The following is a 12,368-nucleotide window of genomic DNA, read 5'->3' on the forward strand; positions in this document are numbered from 1 at the left end:
CCCATCTCTTATGAAGAAACTGATTTTGCTAATTTTGAGAAACCTAGTGTAATCGCTGCTTTGAGTTGTGCAAGAACTAATTTACTCACAAAGGGCGCCTTTGCTGTAAATTCAATCTTATAAGTCACAAGAGTAATAAAAGGCGTGATTTCTTTAAAATCAATCTGACCCAAATGATGTTTAACTAAAGGATTATTAATTAGCTTATATTCAATACGCTTGTTTTGGTCCAAAAATGTGATTTCTTCTTGAAGTGGTTTGATTGGACCAAAACCCATACGACGCACAGAACCAATTCCATCAGGACGCTGCGGGTCAGCAGAATCCTTTACACGTACAACTTGCAAAGGAGCAAATGCCTGATTATAAGTTGCATGTTTTGATAACAACTCAAAAACCTCAGCGACTGGTGCGCGGAATTCTTTTTTTACGGTGATTGCATTACGCATAACTTTGCCTTTTTATTTGACACAAAATCATTGGAGGCCAAGTTTGCCATAATTATTTCGAGCTTTTTAGTCATTTAAGGACGTTTTTGACGAACGGATTTGCTTCTTTTCATTTCTTCTTTTTTTGAAAAAATCACTTAATTGCGCGGAACATTGTTCCTGCATACAGCCTTGTTCAAAATGAAATTTATGATTGTAATAACCATTTTCTAGCAATTGACGCGCACTCACAAGTGAACCAGCCTTGGGTTCGGTTGTCGCAAAAACCACTTTTTGTATACGTGCATGAATTAACGCCCCCACACACATTGTACAAGGTTCTAAAGTTACATAAAGCACTGCATCATCAGGCAGGCGGTAGTTATTTAACGACTGGCAGGCAGATCGCAACGCTTGAATTTCTGCGTGTGCAGTTGGATCAGAAAGTTGTATTGGAGCATTATATCCTACTCCAATCACCTCACCATTACTGACAATTACAGCACCTACTGGAATCTCGCCTTTGGAAGCAGCTATAGCAGCCTGCTCGTAAGCAAGCTGCATCCAATGCTCATCATTTATGCTTGTTAAACTCATAGCTAATTAGACGATAACACCGTACTGTCTTAATAACGCATTCCAACTATCAATCGTCGTCACTGGAGCGCAGTCTGACAAAATATCTTTTAATGTAATTTTTTCAGCGGCTTTCCATTCTGGAGATAAATCTTTATCAACTAAACGTGCGCGCACGCCTTCAACAAAGTCAGGGTGACGAATCTTCCAGTCAGAAATTTGTGATTCTAAAGCAAAAACCTCATCCCAAGCATGCCCTTGCTTACCCCATTGCCATAGCAACCATGTAATTGCAGCAGTACTTGGCGAACCTTTTTGTAAGTTCTCACTGGCTTGACGCAACCAATCACTACTCGCTTCGCTCAAACCAATAATCGCTTGATAATCATATTCAAAGTTCTGACCACGACAAACACTATGGATGACATCGATTGAGTTTTGCAGTGGACCAGATGCAACAGGACGATGCAAACTATTTAATGTGTCATCAATTGCGCGGAAAGCACCTGCTGGGTAATGATTCCAGTCAACACTTAGTACTTTTTGCAAAACATTATCTCTTTGTGCTTCACAAATATGCGTTGCCCAGCCGATACTAAATGCACCAGCTGCAGTCATGATTGAACCCGTTAAACCTGTAAATAAACCAATCTGCCCGCGATCTGCAAGGAAGCGACTTCCACCAACATCAGGATACAGACCAATATTAATTTCAGGCATCGCCAAGCGAGAATATGGTGTTACTAAACGGAATGGTGCAGCCATAAATAGCCCAAGCCCGCCGCCCATAACATAGCCTTCACCCCAAACCACAATCGGTTTAGCATAATTATGAAGTAACAAATCTAGAGCATATTCTTGCTCAAAAAATTTATTTGCAGTTTCAACTTCATTATTAATAACCAATTGACGAAGTTTACGAACATCTCCACCCGCACAAAAAGCTTTCGGTGTTGTTGAGTCAAACCAAATCGCTTTAACAGCATCATCTTCATGAAAATGTTCAAATACTTTCAATAATGCACTAACGATTGATTCATCAAGTGCATGCAGTGATTTTGGTCGATTTAAGCGAACAATACGCCAACCATTTTTTGCATGCTCAACAATCAAATCTGGATGATAGCTATTTAAGTCAGGAGAAGTCATTATGCGTCCAATTGCCAGTCTATAGGCTCAATGCCATGTTGTTTCAAATAATGATTAGTTTTAGAAAATACTTTACAGCCAAAAAAACCACCTCGGTTTGCCGCTAAAGGTGATGGATGAGCAGCAGTCAAAACAAGATGTTTATTTCGGTCAATTCTTTGTCCTTTACGTTGCGCATAAGCACCCCATAAAATAAATACGATGTGCTCTCGTTGATCATTCAGTACATCAATAACCGTATCAGTGAATTCTTCCCACCCCTGTTTTTGATGAGAAGTTGGCTGACCCGCTTCCACAGTCAACACACTATTTAGTAATAATACACCTTGCCCAGCCCATTTACTCAAATCACCATGCCGAGAGATGGGTACAGCTAAATCGTTGTGTAGCTCATGAAAAATATTACGCAAAGATGGTGGTAATGCAACCCCTCTTTGAACTGAAAAACTTAACCCATTTGCTTGATTCGGACCATGGTATGGATCTTGCCCTAAAATCACAACTTTTACGTTTTGCAATGGTGTTGTATTTAAAGCATTGAAAATTTGCTTACTTGGCGGATATACTATTTTTTGAGCCAGAATTTCCTGCTGTAAAAATTCTCGCAAATTATCCATTTTCGAACTAAGCAAAAAGTCTGATAATGAAATTTTCCAAGACTCATCTAGCTGAACTTTGTTTAATTTTTCCTGCTGCTGTTCAGTAAATTGCATTAACATTCCTTGCATTATTGTGTAGATCTAATTAAGTTTTACTTAAATATCTACCTGAAGCTCTACATTCGGGTTTTGAAATTTGATACCATTTTTCAGATTTTCATACATTTTTGAGTCACTCCATTCAAGTTGCACTTGTTCTGAAAATTCAATTTGATCTAGAGTCAACAATCCCATTTGCTCATTCACAATATCTTCTTGAAAACTCTGAGCGTAGCCAGTGTCAGTTTCATGAACAATTACAGAATACACTTCAACATCACCCTCACCATTCTGAGTGGTGGTCGAATTCAGTACTTGTTGAGCTAAATAGAAAAAAATACGAGAAAATTGTTCTGCCGAAGGAGATACAGGGAGAGAAATCCAACGTGCGCTAAAAGTTTTACAGGCATCTATGTAAGCTGCATCGTCTTTTTGCCAAAAGCAAATCGCATGATCAAAGCTATCGAATAATTCCTTGATTACACCTTTTAAAAGACCAAAATCATAGACCATTTGTCCATGATCTAACTTTGACGCTTTTAATAATAATTCAACTTTATAGCTATGCCCATGAATCGAACGCTTACAACGATCCGATGTACAATTACGTACAATATGAGCGTTTTCAAACTTAAATAATTTACGAATTAACATGCACCAAGCGAATCTTTATCTGTAAACAAATTTTATTATAAAGCAAAAAAACGAGCATTGGGATTGATTTTAAACCTTATCACAATTCAATAATCCAATATGCTCTACTCTTTAAATGGTGCAAGACTTCTCGAATAAACAGTAACTTGTTTATCTTTTCTCATCATTAAGCTAGTAAACTGACGTTTTCGATCGCTTAAAACAACCTCAATTTGTGCAACAAAAAAATTGGATTTACTGTCTAAAAACATTGCTGCATCGTTTTTACTCTGTTCTTCGATGCCAGAAAAAGCATTTAATTTCCATAAATCATCGATATTATTAAAATAAGTTAAATTTGTTTGCTTAGTCTTAAGCTCTTGTTCTACAGCCTTAACATCAACTTTAAGATCTATACTGGCCAACAATAATGCTGGAGCAGTATTCATATTTACTTTAGTTTGTTCAGGTAATGCTGTGACATAAGGTCTGATCAGATCAAAGTTTTTACCCTCAAAACCCCTTACCAACTTTAACTCCTCAACACTATGAAACTTTGTATTTGGTGTTAAATAAGCAGGATCTAAGCCTTGATAATAATTACTTTCAGCACCCATTGCGCCCATTGTTTCATCATTTGAATCTTGCCAATCAATCACAGCTTGGCTTAACTCAGCAGGCAAACCGATACGTTGCAATAGTTTTTCAAACCAACGTCGTGCTGAGTCATCAACCTGATTACCATCAACTTTAACCAGATTATTTAAATTAAATTTTCCACTTTCATCTATTAATCGTCCTGAGACTGAACCATCTTCAACAGGGAAAGGAGGCATAGGTTTTGCCCAGTTTTCTTGTAAATGATCTACGCTATTACCATTATCACTGTCTTGATTAAGTAATTCAGAAAAAAATGCTTCTGCGCTTTTCGCATAAAGCAAAGATTGATTTTGGCGCATTAAATAACCAGTATTTTCAGCTGTATTGGTTTGTCGCTTTGCAATGGTTGCTGCCAAGATCGTCGCTAAAGCAACCATAACCAAGATCGTTAATAATGCAACACCAGCCTGTGATGATTTTATTTTCATGACTGACCCTGTCCATCTAGCAATTGATTTGAATTCAGTAAGCTATAAATCCATTCATAATCTGTACCAGCAACAGTAAGTTGAATTTTAACACCTAAAGGTAATTTCTTTAATTCATTCACATTATTGGGGTCATTTAAGTTTTCAGGCCATTGGCTTAATTCCTGAGGATTTAGCACCGTAACTCGAAAATCATCAACATTCTGTAACAACGTGCTTGATATGGGTTGAACGCGATTTGGAATATTAAGATTTGAGTATTTTAATCGATATACTTTCTTTTGTTCTGCATCAAAACGATATTCAATTCGCTCATAGGGTGATAAACCTTGTTTGAGTGGATCTGATACGCCTGCTTTACTAAAAGCAAAAGATCGATCATTTAAGACAAGTGCTGCTTGTAATTCTCGACCTTCATTAGCTGTTAGAGGAATAATTTGCAGACTATCTCTTAAAATTTGCTGATATGCATCTTGAAGTTCAAATAAGTGATTTTCGTGCTCAGCATTTCTATCTTTAACTTTCAATAAATAATCAAAAACTTTCCAACCGAGCATAGAAAGTACAGCAAATATAGCAATTGCAACCAGCAACTCAACCAGAGTAAATCCTTTCTTATATTTCATTGCGTTTTAGCTTGAGTTGGATAATTAAAGAAAGTAAGGTTCGTAATTCCAGCTTCAACCTTACCCTGCTCGCGATTAAATAAACTAATTTGTAATTCTATCCGTTGTATCTTTGGACTAATGGTGGATTGGGCTTTTTTATCAATTTGCCATGTTTCGCCTTGAGCGGTAACTTGCTTAGATTGAGTTCCATCCAACCACTCTTGATTTATTTCCATCATTGCAACTTCGTTCATTGCCACAAATTGTGCTTTGGTACGTAAGATCGCATTCGATGTTGCTTGGGTATATTGCATTGCGATTTTAGTTAATGCAATCGCAGCTACAGCGAAAATCGCTAACGCCACCATAACTTCAAGCAACGTAAATCCTGAAGCAGGTTTACGCCGAGTACCGCTCTGCCCTGCTGCAAGTCGTGAAGCTTTGCTTCGAGTTGCAGGATTAATGAGACAACGTTTCATCTGAGCGCAAGATGAAGAGCTATGTTCGAAGTGAGCTGGCCTACCTGCTGTTGTAAGACGTGAAACTATACTTGGAGTAACAGCATACGGAGCATTGAACTTTGCCTGAGCACAAAACGAAGAGCTACAGGGTGAGTATCTAGTTTTCATTTATTTTACCCAAGTGATCTAGCTCCAATTCATGACCAACTGGCTGCTGCTCATAATAAAACTGGATTCTTGCTGGTTTGACTTCACCATTACCAAACCAAATCAATTGTGGTGATCTCCCACCTAAAAGATCCTCATTTCTAGCTCTAGCATAATTTTTAGAATCTAGACTTTGAATGCTAAAAGAAACATGGTCAGGGAGTTGACGTGTTTTAAACTCAGTATAAGGCTGCCATGTTTTATTATCTTGTTGAAGCTGCTCTAGACTCTGATCATGATATTCAAATAAATTATAACTAAATGGCGCAACGTCAGTAGCATTTTGAGTATTCAATGCAAAAACTTTTGCTTGATCTGTCGCTTCTTTATTAATTTTTTGTAGATCAAGGATAAACATTTCCCTAGCCTGCATCGCTTTACGTTGATCAACACCACCTATATTCAACACGATGAGTGATGCCATGACAGTCATAATAACAATCACCACCATGATCTCAATGAGGGTAAAACCTTGTTGCAATCTACGTGGTGAATTCATTGGATGATCAACTTGAAGCAATAGAATCGAGCTGTTTTGGCATTGCCAAGGCTTGCTCAATATAAGCGACACGTAAAGTATCTCGAGAACCGAGATATCTTTGATAAAAACTTGAATTTAATATAACAGCAGCACCATAAGTTAGTGACCAAATAGAAGCCAAGTAATCACGTGTTGTCATAGAACTGTTAATATCAAGCAAATAACTTTCTGTCATACGGATAATGATTCGCAGACGTTGTCGACGAATTTTATATAATTCGCTAAACAACATTTGAATGCCTTGCCCAGTCGTCGAAAGCCGCTCTTCAAGTTGATGAAATAAAGCTGTACGCTCAGGATGATGCAAATGATGTAACATGAAAAAAGCTAAATGTTCAGGAAAAGCTTTTTCTGTATCTTGAATCATCTCAAGCAACATGCGTTCATTGCGTATAATCAGCAACATATACAACTCATCTTTGCTTTGAAAATGCTTGTATAACGTGCCTTTAGCAAGATCCAATTCAGCAGCAAGCGCATCGAGCGTCATGCCTGCTTCGCCATTTTCTAATAGGAGTTGTTCAGCGATTTGAAAAATTAATACTTCTCGCGCTCTAAACTGAGCTTGACGATCCATTTTCACGTGATAACTCTCTTTCCTAGTACAACTAAACCGTTTATTTCAAATTTAAGAGATTTTCAAAATTTTGTGTTGTAATTCGACCTATCTCTTCAACCGATTTATCATATACGTCACTTAATGCTTTTGCCACATATGGAACATATTTCGGTTCATTGGTTTTACCACGAAAAGGGGCAGGTGCTAAATAGGGACTATCCGTTTCGATCAATAAGCGATCAAGTGGAACTTGTTTTGCCACATCTCGCAAGTCTTGAGCATTTTTAAAAGAGACAATACCTGAGAATGAAATATAATACCCACAATCCAATACAGCTTTTGCAGTTTCCCAATCCTCAGTGAAACAATGCAAAATGCCATGCGCTGATTGTTCAGCCTTAATAATATCAACCGTATCGTGTTTTGCAGCTCTGGTATGAACAACCACTGGTTTTTTTACAATTTTAGAAGCTTCGATATGCCTAGCAAAACAACGTTTTTGCTCTTCAATAAAATCCGTGCTGTGATAATAATCTAGACCAGTTTCACCTATCGCCCAAACTTTATCTGATTGCGCAAGACTCACTAAGTATTCAGTGGTTGCCTGCGCCATGACATCCGCATCCTCACAGGGATGCACACCTACAGAATAGCCAACATCTGCATGACGTGAGGCGATTTCAGCCAATTTTTTATGATCATCAAGATCAACTGAAATCCCCATAAACTTTGAAACACCAGCAAGTCGAGCTTGCGCGAGTGCTTGGTCTAAACTCCCATCATAAGGCGTTAAGTCCAACATCGTTAAATGGCAATGCGTATCAACAAACACTCTTTCTTCCTATGATCAATAGCAACTACATCGTATAGCTTGGACGATCCAAACTTTTTGAACCTGCCAATAATTTTTCAGCTTCGTTTTTATAATATACGCCCTTTTCACCAGCAAGCTGAATAGCGAAACCTTGTGGTTTAAAGTGCGTTTGCTTATGAGAAATCCAAATAACTTTACCTGTTAAAGGTATTTTTTGTGTTTGTTCTGGTAACGTTGCCAATATAAAAACCTCTTGTCCCATTTTTACAGTTTGTTTCGTTGGAACAAAGAGCCCACCGCCTTGTACAAAAGGCATATAACTTGATTGTAAAGTCGCTTTATCAGGAATATTGACTTGTATAATCCCGCCCATCATTTGTGGTTGCATAACATTCCCCTGTACGCTTTAAAACTTAAACTACTTTTTATAATACCAATCAGTAAAAGCATATCTATCAATACGATGATTTACAGCTATTACAATATAAATGTGATCAGACCGTTTTACGAAATTCGCTTTTCTGTGATTGGATTATAAGAAAGATTAGGACAAACAACAAATAAAGTTTTTTAAACGCTTTATTCTTAACCAAATGATATTTATGTTATTTTTATATTTAACAAATCATTGTAAATTTTCAAAAATAAATTAAGTCATCATTTAACAAAAAAGACAGAGTCGTCTCTGTCTTTTCTATGCATAAGTGATTTATTTTTTAACAACTTTAACAATTTCTGCTTTGTCAAATGAGAACCAACATTCACCTTGATCTGACCACTTTGACTCAGTCGTACCAAGAACGCCTGTAACCACAACTCGATCACCTACTTTTAAATGACTAATTTTATCGGTGTTTACTTTTAAATCATCTCTAGTTAACCCTTGACCTTTACATTTAGAGTTTGAAGGATCTTTAAAAATAATGGCGATTTGATTTTGGAAAACCACATCACCTGTTTTTGTAATTCGTGTAATGATCCCTGGTACTTCTAGTCTCTGTGCATTCCACTTTCGCTTCGCAGTGATCTCATTCTGTTGCCAATCCTGCCAAACATCATTCAAACTTGTTTTTTTTGCAGGTGCTAATCCCCTAAAATCACCACTCAAAAGATCACCTGTTTTATTTAAAATACCATCTGTAGCAGACATAGCAGAATCAAGCGTTTGGCAGCCAGCAAATAGTAAAAATGACGAACATAAAATTAATGTTTTGTTGAGCATAGTATTTCCCCACATGATAGATGTGAAAAAATAACATAATTATTTAAATATGTGAATTTTTAACATTCAAATTGTGCAAAAATTACACCTTTATCATTAATTAAATTTCTTTACACTTAAAATCGAAATTTAGCTTTGTTACTGGTCTATCTACATTGCGAGCAAGTACAGCGATATTTCTTACCCCAGCCTCAACCAAAAATTTTCCATTGAAACTCGGACTTTGAAAGCCCTGTTGATTAGCATTGTAGGTATAAGTATATGTACATTCATATTTTTGCTGACTAATATTGGATACATTAACCATAAAAGAAGAACCATCAATATCAGAGTTAAACTTTGGTTCTGCCATTACGAGTGTTGATGCAAGAATTGTACTGATGCCTATTATTAGATGTTTAATATTCATTATTTTCATCCTATATTTTAATATTATTGTGATGTAATTCACAATTTACATCATTTTATTTTTTATTTTATTCTTCAAAACAAATTGAATACAATTATTAATCAAGCAGTAAAATTAAAAAATAATATAGATAAATATCAATTACTTAAATATTTACCACTATTAAGACATAGTAAACACACAAGCATTTAAATAAAGAAATTCTTAAAATTAAGATACATTCATCATCTTCATAAAAATCTCATCCATTACCAATTGGCTTTGAACATTTTGATCTGTCATTAGCTTGGCTTGTTGGAGGAATGAATATATTTCAAATAACTGCTCTAAATGATAATAAGTATTTAAATTGTGAAATTCTAAATCAAAATTTTTCAAGGTTTGATTTAATTTAAAAGCCACAAGATCGCCTAGCAGATATTCAAACATTGTTAAAAAATCTTGAAAACTAAGTTCTTTAGCCCATTTATTAGCAAGAGAAATAGGATTATTCTTCTCAGCAACCAATTTTTCCCAGTCTTTTAAAAATACTGAACGTTTTTCTATCCACGTATTTTTCTCAAGTTCGAGAGCAGTTAAAGGCATATCATTTGCTAAATTGAGCAATAAAGATAACTTTTCACTAGTTAAAGTCGGTAATTCATGTTTAATAAAACTCTCCGCTTCTGTTTTAGTCAATCGATCAAGTGCGAAATGTTGCAATCGACTGCGAATGGTCGCGGGCAATTTTAGATAATGATCGGCAACTAAAATAAGGACGACCCGCTCACCTGGTTCTTCAAGGGTTTTCAGTAGTGCATTGGCAGATGCAATATTGAGCGCTTCAGCGGGTTCGATAACAACAACTCGCCACCCTTCACCGGTTTGTTGAACAAAAGGCAATAAATCACGAATTTTTTCTATTTTTATCTTTGCATTTGCCTTTTTATTTTCTTCATCCGTACTAATGTGGACGTAATTCGGATGAGTATTAGATTTTAACCACAAACAACTACTACATTCACCACAAGCCGAATTTACCTTTTTATCTGAGCATAAAATCCAAGCCACAAAACGCTGGGTAAATTCATTCTTAGCACAACCATTCTTGCCAAAAAATAATAAACCATGAGCGATCTCAGGAAATTTAGCGGTAAGCAGCGACCAAGTTTGCTGATGCCAAGGATAAATCATGGTACTTTGTTGCTCAACTGTCATTACTCAAATGCACTCACAGACATCAAATTCAAACGATCTAAGTCTTCTTGTGTATCTACACCTGGAGGTAAATTCGCTTCAGCTATCGCAATTGCAATTCTATGCCCATTTTCTAAAACCCGAAGCTGTTCAAGACTTTCCAGTTTTTCTAAATCCCCTTGCTCCCAAGTCACATATTCCTGTAATAATTTAACTTTATAGGCATATAAACCTAAATGACGATAGGCATGGTTGTGAAGTTTAATTTCTGTCAGCTTTGCGCCATCTCGATCATACGGAATAGTTGCTCGACTAAAATATAACGCTTCGTTGCGTTTGCTCATCACAACTTTAACAATACTATCTCGCTCAAACTCATTAAGCGTAAAAATTGGCTCACATAAAGTCGACATCGAACACTGTGGATTATCCACTAAAAGCCGTGTCACTTGCTGAATGAGTTGCGCTGGCAGTAATGGCTCATCACCTTGAACATTTACGATAATATCGTCGTCAGACCACCCTTTAATACGAGCAACTTCACTTAGACGATCGGTTCCTGACGGATGTTCAGCACTGGTTAAAACAACATCAACACCTTCCGCAATACACACTTCAGCAATTCGTTGATCATCCGTCGCAACACATAAATCATCAAAGCCGGCAACTTTTTTTGCTTGATCGACAACGCGCAAGATCATTGGGCGACCATGAATCAATAACAGTGGCTTTGCTGGCAAACGTGAGCTCGCAAAACGAGCAGGAATCACAATGTGTTTCATGTCATATCTCTAAGAAAGTTGAATCCCAACTTGTTGCAATTGTTGCTTGAGTAAATCATAACAATCAGCAGATAAAACCGCTTCAACGGGTACAACCCAAATAGCAGTTTTGAATTCAGGATTTTGCAGCAACAACGTCTTGAACTTTACAGCATCTTTTTCAGTTGTAATGATTGGAGAATCATTTGCAAAAATAAGATCATTAATTTCGTAATTATGATGATCTTTGAATTCAGTCGAATGGTATTTATGCACACCTAAACCTTGAAGCGTCTGATAAAATCGTTGAGGAAAACCAATTCCAACAACAACGTTAAAATACTGATCTATATCAAACACATTTGATTGTTCATAAGCATTCAGCAGATAAAGCTTTCCTGTCATCAAATGCATATTTCGATATGAATGAGCTGTCTTCGTATGTTCGATTACAGTACTTTCGACTAAACGAGATTTTGGTTCTCTTAAATATCCTTCAGGCAATAGTTTCTCATTACCCAAACCTCGATTTTGATCCACTACAATCCATTCAATTTGACGTGCTAAAGCCCAATGTTGCAATCCATCATCACTAATAATTAAATCCAGTTGTTCTGAATTTAATAAAAGTTCAATCGATTCTTTACGATTTGGCCCAACCGCCATTGGGACATGCGTAGACTGGACAATCAAAGCTGGTTCGTCACCAATTTCGTTTGGATTTGACGATGCATTCACCAATGCAGGAAAAGGCCCTTGACCACCATATCCACGACTAATCACTCCAACACGGACATTGTGCTGCTGTAAATATTTAACTAATTGGATAAGTAATGGCGTTTTGCCACTACCTCCAACTGTTATATTACCGATGACCATAATCGGAATAGGTGCTTGATATACCTGTTTTATACCACTTTTATAGAGTGATTTATTCGTATAAAAAGCAAGTTGATATAACCATGATAGAGGGCGCAACATAATCAACCATGATGATTGTTTATTCCAAGCATCCTGAATACGATGCGCCAAAGACAT

General features: G+C 36.7%; 17 protein-coding genes. All 17 read right to left on the reverse strand.

From position 1 onward, the window contains the following. Window positions 1-8: 8 nt before the first annotated feature. The gene (locus NGC85_RS08845; protein ID WP_254730342.1) at window positions 9-449 is read right to left on the reverse strand and encodes an SRPBCC family protein; all 441 of its coding nucleotides are present in this window, start codon (window positions 447-449) and stop codon (window positions 9-11) included. Window positions 450-515: 66 nt separating this feature from the next. Further along, the gene (gene tadA / locus NGC85_RS08850; protein ID WP_254730344.1) at window positions 516-1,025 is read right to left on the reverse strand and encodes a tRNA adenosine(34) deaminase TadA; all 510 of its coding nucleotides are present in this window, start codon (window positions 1,023-1,025) and stop codon (window positions 516-518) included. A gap of 6 nt (window positions 1,026-1,031) precedes the next feature. After that, a complete protein-coding gene (locus NGC85_RS08855) occupies window positions 1,032-2,156 on the reverse strand; it encodes an enoyl-CoA hydratase/isomerase family protein (RefSeq protein ID WP_254805573.1) in 1,125 nt (374 codons plus the stop codon). Next, on the reverse strand, window positions 2,153-2,866 hold the full coding sequence (gene ung, locus NGC85_RS08860; protein WP_254730346.1) for a uracil-DNA glycosylase: 714 nt from the start codon (window positions 2,864-2,866) through the stop codon (window positions 2,153-2,155). The genes NGC85_RS08855 and ung overlap by 4 nt, the downstream gene beginning before the upstream one ends. A 42-nt stretch (window positions 2,867-2,908) precedes the next feature. After that, complete coding sequence (locus NGC85_RS08865) at window positions 2,909-3,505, reverse strand: 6-carboxytetrahydropterin synthase (RefSeq protein ID WP_005053818.1); 597 nt, start codon at window positions 3,503-3,505, stop codon at window positions 2,909-2,911. 104 nt (window positions 3,506-3,609) lie between these two features. Beyond that, window positions 3,610-4,572 (reverse strand): type II secretion system minor pseudopilin GspK, encoded by a 963-nt coding sequence (gspK, locus tag NGC85_RS08870; protein ID WP_254730348.1) that lies wholly within the window; start codon window positions 4,570-4,572, stop codon window positions 3,610-3,612. Beyond that, window positions 4,569-5,198 (reverse strand): type II secretion system minor pseudopilin GspJ, encoded by a 630-nt coding sequence (gspJ, locus tag NGC85_RS08875; RefSeq protein ID WP_254730350.1) that lies wholly within the window; start codon window positions 5,196-5,198, stop codon window positions 4,569-4,571. The genes gspK and gspJ overlap by 4 nt, the downstream gene beginning before the upstream one ends. Then, window positions 5,195-5,659 (reverse strand): type II secretion system minor pseudopilin GspI, encoded by a 465-nt coding sequence (gspI, locus tag NGC85_RS08880; protein ID WP_302885505.1) that lies wholly within the window; start codon window positions 5,657-5,659, stop codon window positions 5,195-5,197. The genes gspJ and gspI overlap by 4 nt, the downstream gene beginning before the upstream one ends. 139 nt (window positions 5,660-5,798) lie before the next feature. Next, complete coding sequence (locus NGC85_RS08885; protein WP_254730352.1) at window positions 5,799-6,347, reverse strand: type II secretion system protein; 549 nt, start codon at window positions 6,345-6,347, stop codon at window positions 5,799-5,801. 7 nt (window positions 6,348-6,354) lie between these two features. Beyond that, the gene (locus tag NGC85_RS08890; protein WP_171065762.1) at window positions 6,355-6,966 is read right to left on the reverse strand and encodes a TetR/AcrR family transcriptional regulator; all 612 of its coding nucleotides are present in this window, start codon (window positions 6,964-6,966) and stop codon (window positions 6,355-6,357) included. Window positions 6,967-7,006: 40 nt separating this feature from the next. Beyond that, the gene (locus tag NGC85_RS08895; protein ID WP_254730354.1) at window positions 7,007-7,780 is read right to left on the reverse strand and encodes a TatD family hydrolase; all 774 of its coding nucleotides are present in this window, start codon (window positions 7,778-7,780) and stop codon (window positions 7,007-7,009) included. Between the two features lie 25 nt (window positions 7,781-7,805). Then, window positions 7,806-8,150, reverse strand: coding sequence for a PilZ domain-containing protein (locus NGC85_RS08900; protein ID WP_005053804.1), 345 nt, complete (start codon window positions 8,148-8,150; stop codon window positions 7,806-7,808). Window positions 8,151-8,471: 321 nt separating this feature from the next. Beyond that, window positions 8,472-8,984, reverse strand: coding sequence for a hypothetical protein (locus NGC85_RS08905; RefSeq protein ID WP_254730356.1), 513 nt, complete (start codon window positions 8,982-8,984; stop codon window positions 8,472-8,474). A 100-nt stretch (window positions 8,985-9,084) separates the two neighbouring features. Then, window positions 9,085-9,393, reverse strand: a complete 309-nt coding sequence (locus NGC85_RS08910) for a hypothetical protein (RefSeq protein WP_254730358.1) — start codon at window positions 9,391-9,393, stop codon at window positions 9,085-9,087. Between the two features lie 210 nt (window positions 9,394-9,603). Continuing rightward, the gene (locus tag NGC85_RS08915) at window positions 9,604-10,590 is read right to left on the reverse strand and encodes a hypothetical protein (RefSeq protein WP_005058807.1); all 987 of its coding nucleotides are present in this window, start codon (window positions 10,588-10,590) and stop codon (window positions 9,604-9,606) included. After that, window positions 10,590-11,351: a 3-deoxy-manno-octulosonate cytidylyltransferase gene (gene kdsB / locus NGC85_RS08920; RefSeq protein ID WP_254730359.1), complete on the reverse strand. Its 762-nt coding sequence runs from the start codon at window positions 11,349-11,351 to the stop codon at window positions 10,590-10,592. Before kdsB ends, NGC85_RS08915 begins: the two co-directional genes overlap by 1 nt. A 9-nt stretch (window positions 11,352-11,360) precedes the next feature. Then, window positions 11,361-12,368, reverse strand: coding sequence for a tetraacyldisaccharide 4'-kinase (gene lpxK / locus NGC85_RS08925; protein WP_254730360.1), 1,008 nt, complete (start codon window positions 12,366-12,368; stop codon window positions 11,361-11,363).

It is taken from the genome of Acinetobacter sp. Z1 (assembly GCF_024296945.1).
Classification (GTDB): Bacteria; Pseudomonadota; Gammaproteobacteria; order Pseudomonadales; family Moraxellaceae; genus Acinetobacter; species Acinetobacter beijerinckii.